The 14,837-nt window shown below is 59.3% G+C and carries 17 protein-coding genes; 10 read left to right on the top strand and 7 right to left on the bottom strand.

Annotation, left to right across the window (positions count from 1 at the left end; all coding sequences use genetic code 11):
- Nucleotides 1–2 precede the first annotated feature (2 nt).
- Nucleotides 3–1,439: an aspartate ammonia-lyase gene (aspA, locus tag WCL58_RS11205; RefSeq protein ID WP_004929659.1), complete on the bottom strand. Its 1,437-nt coding sequence runs from the start codon at nucleotides 1,437–1,439 to the stop codon at nucleotides 3–5.
- A 369-nt stretch (nucleotides 1,440–1,808) separates the two neighbouring features.
- On the opposite strand from aspA, the gene WCL58_RS11200 reads away from it, so the two are divergent.
- From WCL58_RS11200 to WCL58_RS11180, 5 genes are all read left to right on the top strand, one after another.
- On the top strand, nucleotides 1,809–2,297 hold the full coding sequence (locus WCL58_RS11200) for an FxsA family protein (protein WP_308343397.1): 489 nt from the start codon (nucleotides 1,809–1,811) through the stop codon (nucleotides 2,295–2,297).
- 189 nt (nucleotides 2,298–2,486) lie between these two features.
- Nucleotides 2,487–2,780, top strand: coding sequence for a co-chaperone GroES (locus WCL58_RS11195; protein WP_004952634.1), 294 nt, complete (start codon nucleotides 2,487–2,489; stop codon nucleotides 2,778–2,780).
- 44 nt (nucleotides 2,781–2,824) lie between these two features.
- Nucleotides 2,825–4,471, top strand: coding sequence for a chaperonin GroEL (gene groL, locus WCL58_RS11190; RefSeq protein WP_004929662.1), 1,647 nt, complete (start codon nucleotides 2,825–2,827; stop codon nucleotides 4,469–4,471).
- Nucleotides 4,472–4,697: 226 nt separating this feature from the next.
- Complete coding sequence (locus WCL58_RS11185; protein WP_084826952.1) at nucleotides 4,698–6,323, top strand: methyl-accepting chemotaxis protein; 1,626 nt, start codon at nucleotides 4,698–4,700, stop codon at nucleotides 6,321–6,323.
- A 178-nt stretch (nucleotides 6,324–6,501) separates the two neighbouring features.
- Nucleotides 6,502–6,846: a DUF4156 domain-containing protein gene (locus tag WCL58_RS11180; protein ID WP_025305007.1), complete on the top strand. Its 345-nt coding sequence runs from the start codon at nucleotides 6,502–6,504 to the stop codon at nucleotides 6,844–6,846.
- Nucleotides 6,847–6,928: 82 nt separating this feature from the next.
- Here WCL58_RS11180 and epmB read toward each other — a convergent pair whose 3' ends face one another.
- Entirely contained in the window at nucleotides 6,929–7,957 is a 1,029-nt protein-coding gene (gene epmB, locus WCL58_RS11175) for an EF-P beta-lysylation protein EpmB (RefSeq protein WP_033636765.1), read from the bottom strand.
- A gap of 42 nt (nucleotides 7,958–7,999) precedes the next feature.
- On the opposite strand from epmB, the gene efp reads away from it, so the two are divergent.
- From efp to sugE, 4 genes are all read left to right on the top strand, one after another.
- On the top strand, nucleotides 8,000–8,566 hold the full coding sequence (efp, locus tag WCL58_RS11170) for an elongation factor P (RefSeq protein ID WP_004929666.1): 567 nt from the start codon (nucleotides 8,000–8,002) through the stop codon (nucleotides 8,564–8,566).
- A 70-nt stretch (nucleotides 8,567–8,636) separates the two neighbouring features.
- Nucleotides 8,637–8,768: an entericidin A/B family lipoprotein gene (locus WCL58_RS11165; protein WP_049202118.1), complete on the top strand. Its 132-nt coding sequence runs from the start codon at nucleotides 8,637–8,639 to the stop codon at nucleotides 8,766–8,768.
- A 121-nt stretch (nucleotides 8,769–8,889) separates the two neighbouring features.
- Entirely contained in the window at nucleotides 8,890–9,021 is a 132-nt protein-coding gene (locus tag WCL58_RS11160; protein WP_033636766.1) for an entericidin A/B family lipoprotein, read from the top strand.
- A 192-nt stretch (nucleotides 9,022–9,213) separates the two neighbouring features.
- On the top strand, nucleotides 9,214–9,531 hold the full coding sequence (gene sugE / locus WCL58_RS11155) for a quaternary ammonium compound efflux SMR transporter SugE (RefSeq protein WP_004929669.1): 318 nt from the start codon (nucleotides 9,214–9,216) through the stop codon (nucleotides 9,529–9,531).
- Here the strand turns inward: sugE and blc are convergent.
- From blc to frdA, 5 genes are all read right to left on the bottom strand, one after another.
- Complete coding sequence (blc, locus tag WCL58_RS11150) at nucleotides 9,525–10,058, bottom strand: outer membrane lipoprotein Blc (RefSeq protein ID WP_141957765.1); 534 nt, start codon at nucleotides 10,056–10,058, stop codon at nucleotides 9,525–9,527. The genes sugE and blc overlap by 7 nt on opposite strands.
- 84 nt (nucleotides 10,059–10,142) lie before the next feature.
- On the bottom strand, nucleotides 10,143–10,502 hold the full coding sequence (gene frdD, locus WCL58_RS11145; protein ID WP_004929672.1) for a fumarate reductase subunit FrdD: 360 nt from the start codon (nucleotides 10,500–10,502) through the stop codon (nucleotides 10,143–10,145).
- Between the two features lie 12 nt (nucleotides 10,503–10,514).
- Entirely contained in the window at nucleotides 10,515–10,907 is a 393-nt protein-coding gene (gene frdC, locus WCL58_RS11140; protein WP_142109166.1) for a fumarate reductase subunit FrdC, read from the bottom strand.
- 15 nt (nucleotides 10,908–10,922) lie between these two features.
- Nucleotides 10,923–11,657 carry a succinate dehydrogenase/fumarate reductase iron-sulfur subunit gene (locus WCL58_RS11135; RefSeq protein ID WP_033636770.1) on the bottom strand — a complete coding sequence of 245 codons (735 nt, stop codon included), beginning with the start codon at nucleotides 11,655–11,657 and terminating at the stop codon, nucleotides 10,923–10,925.
- Nucleotides 11,650–13,446 carry a fumarate reductase (quinol) flavoprotein subunit gene (gene frdA / locus WCL58_RS11130; RefSeq protein ID WP_038879239.1) on the bottom strand — a complete coding sequence of 599 codons (1,797 nt, stop codon included), beginning with the start codon at nucleotides 13,444–13,446 and terminating at the stop codon, nucleotides 11,650–11,652. Before frdA ends, WCL58_RS11135 begins: the two co-directional genes overlap by 8 nt.
- Nucleotides 13,447–13,831: 385 nt before the next feature.
- Between frdA and epmA the strand changes: the two genes are divergently transcribed.
- On the top strand, nucleotides 13,832–14,809 hold the full coding sequence (epmA, locus tag WCL58_RS11125) for an elongation factor P--(R)-beta-lysine ligase (RefSeq protein WP_004929681.1): 978 nt from the start codon (nucleotides 13,832–13,834) through the stop codon (nucleotides 14,807–14,809).
- Nucleotides 14,810–14,837 lie beyond the last annotated feature (28 nt).

Here is a 14,837-nt window from a genome sequence, read left to right as displayed (position 1 = left end):
TGTTATTGTTCATTTTCATCCGTATAGCGTTTGGCTTTATAGGCCGGGTGCATCAGGTTCTCCACGGAGAAGATGTCATCCAGCTCGGCTTCGGTCAGCAGGCCGCGTTCCAGCACCACTTCACGCACGCTCTTGCCGGTTTCGGCGCAGATCTTCCCGACGATGTCACCGTTATGGTGGCCGATGAACGGGTTCAGATAGGTGACGATACCGATCGAGTTGAAGACGTAGTGTTCGCAGACTTCTTTATTCGCGGTGATGCCGTTAATGCATTTTTCCAGCAGGTTGTAGCAGGCGTTGGTCAGGATGTGGATCGACTCGAACATCGCCTGGCCGATCACCGGCTCCATCACGTTCAGCTGCAGCTGGCCCGCTTCGGCCGCCATGGTAACGCAAGTGTCGTTGCCAATCACCTTGAAACACACCTGATTGACCACTTCCGGCACGACCGGGTTCACTTTGGCCGGCATGATGGACGATCCCGCCTGCAGCTCAGGCAGGTTGATTTCGTTCAGGCCGGCGCGCGGGCCGGAGGAGAGCAGGCGCAGGTCGTTGCAGATTTTGGACAGTTTCACCGCTAGGCGTTTGAGCGCGCTGTGCACCATCACGTAGGCGCCGCAGTCGGAGGTGGCCTCGATCAGGTCTTCCGCCGGCACCACCGGCAGGCCGCTGACTTCCGCCAGTTTTTGCACCGCCAGCGGCTGATAGCCTTCCGGGGTGTTGAGTGCGGTGCCGATGGCGGTGGCGCCCAGGTTCACTTCCAGCAGCAGCTCCGCTGTGCGGTGCAGGTTGCGGGTCTCTTCGTTCAGCAGCACGCTGAAGGCGTGGAACTCCTGGCCGAGGGTCATCGGCACTGCGTCTTGCAGCTGGGTGCGGCCCATTTTCAGGATGGTTTCGAACTCTTTCGCCTTGCGGTCGAAGCCTTCACGCAGCTGGTTGATGGCGTCGATCAGTTTCTGGTTGGAGGCGTACACCGCGATGCGGAACCCGGTCGGATAGGCGTCGTTGGTGGACTGGCACTTATTGAGGTGATCGTTCGGGTTCAGGTACTGGTATTCGCCTTTTTGATGGCCCATCAGCTCCAGGCCGATGTTCGCCAGCACTTCGTTGGTGTTCATGTTCAGCGAGGTGCCTGCGCCGCCCTGGAACACGTCCACCGGGAACTGATCCATGCATTTGCCTTTATCCAGCACCTCGTCGCAGGCCTGGATGATCACGTCGGCGATTTTGCGCGGGATGGTTTTGAGTTCTTTGTTGGCCATCGCCGCGGCCTTTTTCACCATCACCATGCCGCGAACGAACTCGGGGACATCGCTGATTTTGCTGTTGCTGATGTAGAAGTTTTCAATCGCACGCAGAGTGTGAACTCCGTAGTAAGCGTCTGCGGGGACTTCACGTGTTCCTAACAGGTCTTCTTCGATACGAATGTTGTTTGACATGAGAACCTTCTCTATGTGTTGCTGCCGAATTAATAATTTGTCAGGTCAAGGCTAGTAAGGGCACAGCCTAAATTAATATTGCCGAAGGCTTGGGGCGTGAAACGATTAACCAAATCGCCCGTTGCTGCCCAGATCATATGCTGGTTGGTAAGAAATGACTGAATCCAGATCACCTTATGGTGTTTAAGGATATGCCCTTTTCCGGTTCTGTGACTTCTTTCACGTTTGTGAACTTTAGCAATAAAAACCGGCTCTCGGTTGAAATGGTGGGGTGATGCCCTCATTGTAATGGTGTCGGCCGTTTACGGCCTCTTTTTTCGCGCCGTCGCCCCGTGGCGGCCGCGCTTTACCTACCGATAGGAGAACCAGGTGCGCTGGTTACCGCTACTGCTGATATTTCTGCTGGCTTACATAGAAATATCCATCTTTATCAAAGTCGCCGCCGTGCTCGGCGTGGCTGTCACCCTGCTGCTGGTGGTGTTCAGCTCCTGCGTCGGCATCTCGCTGGTGCGCAATCAGGGCATGAAAACCTTCGTGCAGATGCAGCAAAAACTGGCGGCCGGCGAAAGCCCGGCGGCGGAAATGGTGAAAAGCGTTTCGCTGGTGCTGGCGGGCTTCCTGCTGCTGATTCCGGGCTTCTTTACCGACTTCCTCGGCCTGTTGCTGCTGCTGCCGCCGGTGCAAAAATCGTTGACGCTGAAGCTGATGCCGCACCTGTCGGTTTATCGCCCCGGCGGTTGGACGGGCGGCGACGCCGCCAACGGCAACACCTTCGACGGCGAATTTCAGCGCAAGGACGACGAACGCCCGGTGCTGGAACACCGCCCGGACGAGGAGCGCAAGCCCCGCGATCGTTAAGCAAACGCGGCTCAGGCCGCGTTTTTCATCTCTGTAGCACCCGCGCGACCAAAAATGCGAAATTTTTTTCGCTAGCCCCCTTGAAGGGGGCTGGAACGCCCCCATCTCAAATCCCACGAGGCCGGTAACAACAACCATCCGGTGTACAACCCTAAATCTGATAGAGACCTTCTTACAGGAGAGCGTTCAATGAGTATTCGTCCATTGCATGACCGCGTTATCGTCAAGCGCAAAGAAGTTGAATCAAAATCTGCTGGCGGCATCGTCCTGACTGGCTCTGCGGCGGGTAAATCCACTCGCGGTGAAGTGGTTGCAGTGGGTAAAGGGCGTGTGCTGGAAAGCGGCAACATCCAACCGCTGGATGTGAAAGTTGGCGATATCGTGATTTTCAACGACGGCTACGGCGTGAAAGCAGAGAAGATCGACAATGAAGAAGTGTTGATCATGTCCGAAAGCGACATTCTGGCAATTGTTGAAGCGTAATTGCGCTTTATCTTCTGAACTGAACGAGTTGAAGGGAAATACCAATGGCAGCTAAAGACGTAAAATTCGGCAATGACGCTCGCGTGAAAATGCTCCGCGGCGTGAATGTTCTCGCTGATGCAGTAAAAGTGACCCTGGGCCCGAAAGGCCGCAACGTAGTGCTGGATAAATCTTTCGGCGCACCGACCATCACCAAAGACGGCGTTTCCGTTGCGCGTGAAATCGAACTGGAAGACAAGTTCGAGAACATGGGCGCACAGATGGTGAAAGAAGTGGCCTCCAAAGCGAACGACGCGGCGGGCGACGGCACCACCACGGCAACCGTACTGGCTCAATCCATCATCACCGAAGGCCTGAAAGCGGTTGCTGCAGGCATGAACCCGATGGATCTGAAGCGCGGCATCGACAAAGCGGTTGTCGCTGCGGTTGAAGAACTGAAAAAACTGTCCGTACCTTGCTCCGATTCCAAAGCTATCGCTCAGGTCGGCACCATCTCCGCCAACTCCGACGAAACCGTGGGTAAACTGATCGCGGAAGCGATGGAGAAAGTGGGCAAAGAAGGCGTTATCACCGTTGAAGAAGGCACCGGCCTGCAAGACGAGCTGGACGTGGTTGAAGGTATGCAGTTCGACCGCGGTTACCTGTCCCCCTACTTCATCAACAAGCCGGAAACCGGTTCTGTTGAGCTGGAAAGCCCGTTCATCCTGCTGGCTGACAAAAAGATCTCCAACATCCGCGAAATGCTGCCGGTGCTGGAAGCCGTTGCCAAAGCAGGCAAACCGCTGCTGATCATCGCTGAAGACGTAGAAGGCGAAGCGCTGGCGACCCTGGTGGTCAACACCATGCGCGGCATCGTGAAAGTGGCTGCCGTTAAGGCGCCTGGCTTCGGCGACCGCCGTAAAGCCATGCTGCAGGACATCGCAACCCTGACTGCCGGTACCGTTATCTCTGAAGAGATCGGTCTGGAGCTGGAAAAAGCCACCCTGGAAGACCTGGGCCAGGCAAAACGCGTTGTGATCAACAAAGACACCACCATCATCATCGATGGCGTGGGCGACGAAGCGACCATCCAGGGCCGCGTTGCTCAAATTCGTCAGCAGATCGAAGAAGCGACCTCTGACTACGATCGTGAAAAACTGCAGGAGCGCGTAGCGAAACTGGCCGGCGGCGTTGCCGTTATCAAAGTTGGCGCAGCCACTGAAGTTGAAATGAAAGAGAAGAAAGCCCGCGTTGAAGACGCCCTGCACGCGACCCGCGCCGCAGTGGAAGAAGGCGTGGTGGCCGGCGGTGGCGTAGCGCTGATCCGCGTTGCAGGCAAAATCGCCGCGCTGAAAGGCGACAACGAAGACCAGAACGTGGGTATCAAAGTTGCGCTGCGCGCGATGGAAGCCCCTCTGCGTCAGATCGTGGTCAACGCCGGTGAAGAAGCTTCCGTTATCGCCAACCAGGTGAAAGCGGGCGAAGGCAGCTACGGCTACAACGCTTACTCTGAAGAATACGGCGACATGATCGCGATGGGTATCCTGGATCCGACCAAAGTGACCCGTTCTGCTCTGCAGTACGCGGCTTCCGTGGCTGGCCTGATGATCACCACCGAATGCATGGTCACCGACCTGCCGAAGGCTGACGCACCGGATCTGGGCGCAGCAGGCGGCATGGGTGGCATGGGCGGCATGGGCGGCATGATGTAATCATCCCCCACACGTTTGTGTGCTGAGAACCCCGGTCAAACGACCGGGGTTTTTTTTATCTTAAAAATCAATAAAAAGAATGTTTATTTAGCTTGTTATTAGTTCACTGAATGAATTATTGCATTATTTTGCTTTTACCCTAAACCGTTGTCGTTTCGTACCGATTATAGCCCCTACCAGGCGGGGAATTTTCCCTCGCCGGTGTGACTGTCAACGGAGACGACTTATGCTGAAAAATATGAAAATAGCCACCTGGCTGATGTTGATGCTGTTGCTGTTGGGCTTGATGCCCATGGGAACCGGCGCCATCGCCTTCTATTTCATGCAGCAAAACGGCAACAGCATCGGCAGGATGAGCACTTTCTCCGACGAGGAAGCCGCGCTGAACCGCAGTTGGCGTGCTTTGCTGCAAACGCAGACGCTGATCGACAACATGGCGTTCGAGCGCATGGCGCAGACGGACGCCGCCGATATCCGGCAGGGCATCATTGAGGCACGTAACGAGCTGCGCAGCGCCGACGTCGCGTTCAACCTGTTCTGGGAGACGCCGGGCCTGACGGTATCGCGCCCGGATCTGGGCGAGGCGATGAAAAAGGTCTACCTGGCGCAGCAGGCGGTGCTGAAGCAAGAGCTGACGCTGTTGGCCGACACGCCGCAGGTGGCGCTGATCGAGCGGCTGCACGCTATGGCGGCAGAGAAGCGCCAGGTGCGCCAGCGGCTGGATAGCCAGTTTGCCGACTACATGCGGGCCACGGTGGCCGCCCATCGTCTGGCGGTGGAAGAGGCGGAGCAGACCCAAAAAGTCTTTGCACGCCTGCTGAGCGGCACCCTGGCGGCGATCCTGCTGCTGCTGGTCGCCGTGCAACGTGATTTCCGCCGGCGCTTGATCCTGCCGCTGCGCCAGATCGCCGAACACTTGCAAAAGGTTGGGCGCGGCGATCTGCGCTGCGAGATCGCGGTACGCAACAACAATGAGATCGGCATGCTGTTTGCCAGCCTGCGAACGATGCAGCAGGAACTGAGCGCCACCGTGCAGCAGGTGCGTGACGGCGTGGAGTCGATCAACCACGGTACGCACGAGATCGCCGTCGGCAACGCCGATCTTTCCAGCCGCACGGAAGAACAGGCCAGCGCGCTGACGGAAACCGCCGCCAGCATGGAACAGATCACCGCGACGGTGCGGCAAAACGCCGATAACGCCAACCAGGCCGCCGGGATGGTCAATCAGACCGCCGGCATTGCCCGCAACGGCGAAACGCTGATGGCCAGCGCGGTCGACAAGATGCGGGCGATCAACGACAGCGCGCGTCAGGTGGGGGATATTACCAGCGTGATCGACGGCATCGCCTTCCAGACCAATATCCTGGCGCTGAACGCCGCCGTGGAGGCCGCGCGGGCCGGTGAACAGGGGCGGGGTTTTGCGGTGGTGGCCGGCGAGGTGCGCAATCTGGCGCAGCGCTGCGCGACTTCGGCCAAGGAAATCAGCAGTTTGGTCGACGGCGTGACCGGCGATATCGCCGCCGGCGTGCGCTTGGTGGAGCAGGCCGGCGAGACGATGAATGCCATCGTTGGCTCGGTGAACCAGGTGACGTCGCTGATGGATAACATCTCGTACGCGTCGGAAGAGCAAAGCAAGGGCGTCGAGCAGGTCGGGGTAGCGGTGACCCAGATGGATCAGGTGACCCAGCAGAACGCCGCGCTGGTGGAGGAGGTGGCGACCACCGCCGTCGGCGTGGAGGAGCAGGCGGCCCTGCTGGCGCAGGCGGTGGCGGTATTCCAACTGGCGGAGGGGGAACCGCACCAGGGCGACGTGGAGGCGCAGGCATCGGCGGCCGTTGCCGCTTGGGCCTAACGCCGCCGCACTGTATTTGATGATATTTTTGCCGCCCGGGGCGATTTAGCTGGTAAACTGGTAAGTCATCAGCTGTCGCTCAAGACGTTGGCCCGCTCGCGTGGCAACGGATGCTTAAGAGATGGCATCGCTTTCTGATAAGCTTTTGCGTAATTCTCAACATCGAATGGGGAACAAGATGCGGATTAAAGCCTTACTGGGTCTCTCGGCAGCGATGCTGCTGGCGGGTTGCAGCACCACTCATGAACTGACCGCTGCGGGTCAGCAGATCAAGTTCACCGACAGCAAGCCGGCGGCGGAATGCCAGCTGCTGGGGGAAGTGACCGGCACCCAGAGCAACTGGCTGTCCGGCAACGGCGGTGAAGGCAGCTCCATGCGCGGTGCGGCCAACGATCTGCGCAACAAGGCGGCGGCCATGGGCGGCAACGTAATCTACGGCGCCAACAGCCCGAGCCAGAATCTGCTCTCCAGCTTCGCACCGCTGGACAGCAAAATGGTCGGCCAGGTTTACAAGTGCCCGTAAGGCGCTGAGGCCGGAGCCGCAAAGAGATAAAAAAAGAGGAATGCCACGGCATTCCTCTTTTCGTTGGGGGACTTGGCGCGCGTCACTCCTGCATCAGGCGCAGATCGATCGGCGTTTTGCTCGGTTCGCCGCCCACTTCGCGCGTCAGGCGCGGCACCAGATAGCCGGACACCTTGCTCAGCAGCGCTTGCATGATGGCGCGCGCTTCATCGTCGCTGACCATGAAGTGCGCCGCGCCCTGCACCTTGTCCAGCACGTGGATGTAGTAAGGCAGGATACCGGCGTCGAACAGCGCGTTGCTGAGCGCCGCCAGCGTGTCGGCATCGTCGTTGACGTCGCGCAGCAGCACGCTCTGGTTGAGCAGCGTGACGCCGGCGAGGCGCAGCTGCGCCATGGCGCTTTGCAGATCGCGGTCAATTTCGTTGGCGTGGTTGATGTGCGTGACCATCAGCACCTGCAGGCGCGAGGCCGACAGCAGGCGGCACAGCGCCGGCGTGATGCGCGCCGGGATCACCACCGGCAAGCGGGTGTGAATGCGCAGGCGTTTCAGGTGCGGGATGGCCTCCAGTTCGCCAACCAGCCATTCCAGCTCGCTGTCTTTGGCCATCAGCGGATCGCCGCCGGAAAAAATGATCTCGTCCAGTTCCGGGTGTTGGCGGATATAATCCAGTGCCTGCCGCCAGTTGTTCTTATTGCCCTGATTATCCTGATAGGGGAAGTGGCGGCGGAAGCAGTAACGGCAGTTGACCGCACAGCCGCCCTTGACCAGCAGCAGTGCGCGATTGCGGTATTTGTGCAGCAGGCCCGGCACCACGCTGCGCTGCTCATCGAGCGGATCGGTGGTGAACCCTGGGGCGTTGATGAACTCCTCTCTGGCGGTCAGCACCTGGCGCAGCAGCGGGTCGTTGGCATCCCCGGGGCGCATGCGTGCGGCGAAGGCGCGCGGCACGCGCAGGGCGAACAGCCGGCGGGCATCGCGCCCCTGCGGCAGTTCCGGGTGCGTATTCAGTGACAAAAGCTGCAGTAATTCATCAGGATCGGTAATAACATCGGCGAGTTGATGCAACCAATCTTCTCTATGTGCCGTACTTTGGGTTATAATGTGTGCCATTTTTTTGGCTAAGCTACCAGTTCAAATATTCAGAGGGCCATCATGGCGACTTATTCTAGCAACGATTTCCGTCCGGGTCTTAAAATCATGTTCGAGGGCGAACCTTACGCCGTCGAAGCCAGTGAGTTCGTTAAGCCGGGCAAAGGCCAGGCGTTTGCACGCGTGAAAATGCGTCGTCTGCTGACCGGCACCCGCGTGGAAAAAACCTTCAAGTCTACCGATTCTTGCGAAGGCGCAGACGTGATGGACACCAACATGAACTACCTGTACAGCGACGGTGAGTTCTACCACTTCATGCACCCTGAGTCTTTTGAACAGCATCAGGTTGACGGCAAAACCGTAGGCGATGCGGCCAAATGGCTGCAGGACAACGCAGAGTGCATCATCACCCTGTGGGATGGCCGTCCAATCGCCGTTCAGCCGCCGAACTTCATCGAAGCGGAAATCACCGATACCGATCCGGGCCTGAAAGGCGATACCGCAGGGACTGGCGGCAAGCCGGCTACCCTGAGCACCGGCGCCGTGGTTAAAGTGCCGTTGTTCGTCCAGATCGGCGAAGTGATCAAAGTTGACACTCGCTCTGGCGAATACGTCTCTCGCGTTAAATAAGTTTCAAAGCAGAGGAACCCCCGCGGTTCCTCTGTTTTATCCCATCCCCGTTCGTTGGCAGAAAACCCGCATGTTCAAGAAAACGTTGTTGGCCGTGCTCTCCCTGTTGTTCCTTTTCTCCCTTAGCGGTTGCAATACGTTTCGCGGTTTCGGCGAAGACGTTCAGCATCTCGGCGGCGCCATCTCCCGCACGGCCGGCTGATCCCGTCCTTTAACCCGATGTATTTGCGCCACAAAGCCGGTGGCGATCCCACTCTCTGCGCCAATTTTGACTAAGCTTAGAAAGCCGTACTTTTTCATCAACGACAAATAAGGACTTTCTTATGCTGAAGAAAAGTATTATCGCGATCTTCTCTTTGATGATTTTGACCTCGTTGACCGCCTGTAACACCACCCGCGGCGTGGGTGAGGACATTCAGGCCGGCGGCAAGGCCATTCAGCGCAGCGCGGAATAATCCGTTCTCCACCCGGCGGCGTTCCGCGCGCGGAGGGCCGCCGCATTTCCTCCTCTTGCCTGAGCGTTAACGCTGCTGCTATCCTGCCGCAGTGCGGGTGAGGTTACCCGCCGTTCATCACCCCGCTGAACGGGACGACCCGTTTACGCGTCATTATATCGGGGACGACCCCAGTGGTAGGGAGGCCGTCTCATGGCCTGGATTATTCTGCTTATCGCCGGTTTGCTCGAAGTGGTTTGGGCTATCGGTCTGAAATACACCCACGGTTTTACCCGGCTGACGCCGAGCATCATCACCATCGCCGCGATGGTGGTCAGCATGTTGCTGTTGGCCAACGCCATGAAAACGCTGCCCGCCGGCACCGCCTATGCGGTGTGGACCGGCATCGGCGCGGTGGGCGCGGCCATCATGGGCATGGTGCTGTTGGGCGAGTCGACCAATATCGCGCGTATCATCAGCCTGTGCCTGATCGTGGTCGGCATTCTCGGGCTGAAGTTCAGCAGTCACTGATCGGCGGACTGTTGCACCCAGATCAGCGCATCGGTGGCGAAACCGTAGCCCTTGGCCGTCTGCAATAAGCTGTCGCGCACGCCGGCGTCAAGCGTCGGGGTGCGCGACAGGATCCACAGATAGTCGCGGTTTGGGCCGCAAACCAGCGCGTAGCGGTAGTCCGGGTCCAGGGCAATCACGTTATAGCCGCCGTAGAAGGGGCCGAAGAACGACACTTTCAACGCCGCGACCTGTGGTGAGCCGATAAAGTAGGCTTTGCCTTCGCTTTCTTGCCATTGCTGTTTCTGCGGATTGAAGCCGCGATTGATGACTTTCAGTCCGCCGTCGGCGCGTGGGCTGTAGTGGGCGGTCACCTGCTGCAAACCGCGTTCAAAACGATGATCCAGACGCGCGATTTCGTACCAGGTGCCGAGATAGCGCTGACTGTCGAAATTGTTTACGACCTTGATGTCTTTGGGCGGGGAGACGCTGCAAGCGACGGAGAGCAGGGCGGAAAGCATGACGCTAAGCTTTGACCATAAACGCATCGGTGACTCCTGTTTACCGGGGGCGAGTAGACAGTGTAGCCGATGAGAAAAGGGCGGCCAACGGGCGTTGGCCGCCTGAGCGGTTTACAGGGTGACGACGCCGATAACGGTGACCACGCTGAGGATCGCCGCCAGACCGTAGAACACCCATTTGCCGGCCGGTACGTGGATCTTCAGATCGTGCATCGCATGGTGGATGCGGTGCAGGCCGCACCACAGCGGCAGAATGATCATCAGCAGCAGGAACAGGCGGCCGATCAGGCTCTGGCAGAACGCCAGCACGCGCTCGTAACCCAGTGCTTCACCGGGGAACAGCCCCAATGGCAGCAGAATGCCGACCAGCAGCACGATGGCCGGTGCGACGATCGCGCCCCACATGCCACCGGCGCCGAACAATCCCCAGAAAACCGGCTCGTCGGAGCGTTTAGGTGCTTGATTTATCATGTTTCCTCCGGATTAGATCAGGGCCACGGCCAGGATGACCACGCTGACGACGACCGTGACGGCCCACAGCCCTTTCACGATGGGGCCCGGCCCCATTTTCTCGCTGTTGACCACGATATTGGCGGCCTTCGGCGCCAGATCGAACCAGGTTTTGGTGTGCAGCGCCGCCGCCAGCAGGGCTACGACGTTGACCAACAGCACCAGCGGGTTCTGCAAGAAGCCGACGAAGCCGGCCCAGCTCTCGGCGCCGCCCTTCAGCGCGAACACGCCGTAGAGCAGCACGATGCTGAACCACACCGCCAGCACTGAGGTGCCTTCACGCAGCATGTAGAAACGGTAGAAGCCGAGCTTTTGCCACCAGGTGGGCGTCATGGTGCGCACATAGGGCTTACGTTGAGTTGTCATGGCAATTTTTCTCCCTTATTGCGGCTTCAGCATGGCGATCATGAAGTCTTTGGCGCTCTCCACCTTGCCCTGCTGGATGGCGGCGGCGGGATCGACGTGTTTCGGACAGACTTCGGAGCAATAGCCGACGAAGGTGCAGCTCCAGACGCCGTTTTGGCCGTTAAGCTGCGGCATGCGCTGTTTCTTGCCGTGGTCGCGGTTGTCCAGGTTGTAGCGGTGCGCCAGCGTGATCGCCGCCGGGCCGATAAACTCGGGGTTGAGGCCGAACTGCGGGCACGCGGCGTAGCACAGGCCGCAGTTGATGCAGCCGGAGAACTGGTGATACTTGGCCATCTGCGCCGGGGTCTGCACGTTCGGGCCGTCTTCCGGTTTGCGATCGTTGCCGATGATGTAAGGCTTGATCGCCTCCAGGCTTTCGATGAAGTGGGTCATGTCGACCACCAGATCGCGCTCGATCGGGAAGTTGCCCAGCGCTTCGACCTTCATGCCGCCGACGTAATCGCGCAGGAAGGTTTTGCACGCCAGCTTCGGCACGCGGTTGACCATCATGCCGCAGGAGCCGCAGATCGCCATGCGGCAGGACCAGCGGTAGGAGAGATCCGGCGCCAGGTTGTCCTTGATGTAGCCCAGCGCGTCGAGCAGCGAGGTCTGTTCGTCGTAAGGCACGGCGTAGGTGACGAAATGCGGCTCGGCGTCGCGTTCCGGGTTATAGCGCATGACTTCGATCTTCAGGGTTTGCATCTCAGCCATTTGCCTGCTCCTTATTCTTTTTCTCCTGCGCTTCGGCTTCTGCGCCGTAGACGCGTTTGGCCGGCGGCAGCTTGGTGATTTTCACGTCGCTGTATTCGAGGCGTGGTGCACCCTGCGGGTTATGGAACGCCAGCGTATGCTTGAGGAAGTTGACGTCGTCACGCTCGGTGCAGCCTTCGTCCAGGCGTTGGTGAGCGCCGCGCGACTCTTTGCGGTTAAACGCGGAGTGCGCCATGCATTCGGCGACGTCCAGGCCGTAGCCCAGCTCGATGGTGTACAGCAGATCGGTATTGAACACGCTGGAGTTGTCGGTGATGTTGACGCGCTTGAAGCGCTCTTTCAGCTCCGCCAGCTTATCGATGGTTTTTTGCATCAGCTCCGGCGTGCGGTAGATGCCGCAGCCTTCTTCCATCGACAGCCCCATTTCGTCGCGGATCTTCGCCCAGTTTTCGTTGCCTTCCTGCTTCATCAGGTTGCTCAGGCGGGTTTCGACGTCGCGGGTTTGCGCATCCAGCGCGCTGCCGTTGGCCGGCGCGGTTTCCAGCGCGCGGCGGGCCGCTTGCTCACCGGCGACGCGGCCGAACACCACCAGTTCTGCCAGCGAGTTGGAGCCGAGACGGTTGGCGCCGTGCAGGCCGACGGAGGAACATTCGCCGACTGCGAACAGCCCCTTGATGCGGGTTTCGCAGTTCTGGTCGGTTTCAATGCCGCCCATGGTGTAGTGCGCGGTAGGGCGCACCGGGATCGGATCTTTCACCGGGTCGACGCCGACGTAGGCCTTGGCCAGTTCACAGATGAACGGCAGCCGCTCCAGCAGCTTTTTCTCGCCCAGGTGGCGCAGATCGAGGTAGACCACGTCGCCGCGCGGGGTGGCGATGGTGCGGCCGGCGCGCCATTCGTGCCAGAAGGCTTGGGACACTTTGTCGCGCGGGCCCAGCTCCATGTATTTGTTCTTCGGCTCGCCCAGCGGGGTTTCCGGGCCCATGCCGTAATCTTGCAGGTAACGGTAGCCGTCCTTGTTCACCAGGATGCCGCCTTCGCCGCGGCAGCCCTCGGTCATCAGGATGCCGGAACCGGGCAGGCCGGTCGGGTGATACTGCACGAACTCCATGTCGCGCAGCGGCACGCCGTGGTGGAACGCCATGCCCATGCCGTCGCCGGTAACGATGCCGCCGTTGGTGTTGTAGCGGTAGACGCGCCCGGCGCCGCCGGTGGCCATCACCACCGCGTTGGCGCGGATCTGCACGCGGGTGCCTTCCATCATGTTGAGCGCCACCAGGCCGCGCGCCTGGCCGTCATCCACTAGGATATCCAGCACGAAGTGCTCGTCGAAGCGCTGGATCTGCGGGTATTTCAGCGAGGTCTGGAACAGGGTGTGCAGCATGTGGAAGCCGGTCTTGTCGGCGGCGAACCAGGTGCGTTCAATCTTCATGCCGCCGAAGCGCCGCACGTTGACCGACCCGTCCGGTTTGCGGCTCCACGGGCAGCCCCACTGTTCGAGCTGGGTCATCTCGCGCGGGCACTGATGCACGAAGTGATCGACCACGTCCTGTTCACACAGCCAGTCGCCGCCGGCGACGGTGTCGTGGAAGTGGTAGTCGAAGGTATCGTGATCCTGGGTGACGGCGGCGGAGCCCCCCTCGGCGGCGACCGTGTGGCTGCGCATCGGGTAGACCTTAGAGATCAGCGCGATTTTCAGTTGGGGATTGGCTTCCGCTGCGGCTATTGCTGCACGTAAACCAGCGCCCCCGGCCCCAATAATGGCAAGATCGGCGTTAAAGGTTTGCACTGCATTCCTCCAATGTTCTTATTAAGAACGGCAAGTTAAATATCTATGCTTAAAATTTAGCGAACTCTTCGGGTGCTAACTAATTGAACCGATTAATGTTGCTTAAAGGTTAAGGATAGATATCTCCCACCAATAATGGGGAATTAACTATACCTAAAGTTAAGTAGTCGAAATTTGATGTGATCGATTGTTTTGTCGATTAACGCTCGACCAACAGGCTTGCCTGCCTTTTCGCGTGTTCGGCGTGCTTTACCCTTTTTAACGCGCTTTTGCCGCCTATTTATCGGAAATTGGCGTTATGGCCGGTTGTGTATCGTGAAGAATTTGTTTGGCTGCAAGGATGCGAGTAGACTGCATCCCCTGTTTGATTTCGGAGTTAATTACCATGAGCGAAACGGCAAGCTGGCAGCCTAGTGCACCCATCGCCAATTTGTTGAAACGCGCAGCGATTCTGGCTGAGATCCGGCGTTTCTTCGCCGATCGTGGCGTGCTGGAAGTTGAGACGCCCACCATGAGCCAGGCGACGGTCACCGACGTTCACCTGTTCCCGTTCGAGACGCGTTTCGTCGGGCCGGGGGCGGCAGAGGGCCTGACGCTATACATGATGACCAGCCCGGAATATCACATGAAGCGCCTGCTGGCGGCGGGCAGCGGCCCGATCTACCAAATGGGGCGCAGCTTCCGCAATGAAGAAGCCGGGCGACATCACAACCCGGAATTCACCATGCTGGAGTGGTACCGTCCGCACTACGACATGTACCGCCTGATGAACGAAGTGGACGATCTGCTGCAACAGGTGCTGGACTGCGAGAGCGCGGAGACCCTGTCTTATCAGCAGGCCTTCCTGCGCCATCTGGACATCGATCCGCTGTCGGCGGAGAAGGCGCAGCTGCGCGAAGCGGCGGCCAAACTCGACTTGAGCAACATCGCCGATACCGAAGAAGATCGCGATACGCTGCTGCAGCTGCTGTTCACCGTGGGCGTGGAGCCGCATATCGGCCGTGAAAAGCCGGCGTTCGTTTACCACTTCCCGGCCAGCCAGGCGGCGTTGGCGGAGATCAGCACCGAGGACCACCGCGTGGCGGAGCGTTTTGAGGTGTACTTCAAGGGCATCGAGCTGGCGAACGGTTTCCGCGAGCTGACCGACGGCCGTGAACAGCAGCAGCGCTTCGAGCAGGACAACCGCAAGCGCGCGGAGCGCGGCCTGCCGCAGCAGCCGATCGACTATAACCTGCTGGCGGCGTTGCAGCACGGCATGCCGGAGTGTTCCGGCGTGGCGCTGGGCGTGGATCGCCTGGTGATGCTGGCGCTGGGCGCCGAGAGCCTGAGCGACGTATTGGCCTTCCCGGTCGGGATCGCCTGACGTTTCAGGCGGTAAGACAAGCAAAAAG

Origin of the sequence: Serratia sp. TMDUHS_CL (assembly GCF_037137105.1) — a bacterium.
Lineage (GTDB): Bacteria > Pseudomonadota > Gammaproteobacteria > Enterobacterales > Enterobacteriaceae > Serratia > Serratia nevei.
This window is presented reverse-complemented; position numbering and strand designations above follow the sequence as displayed.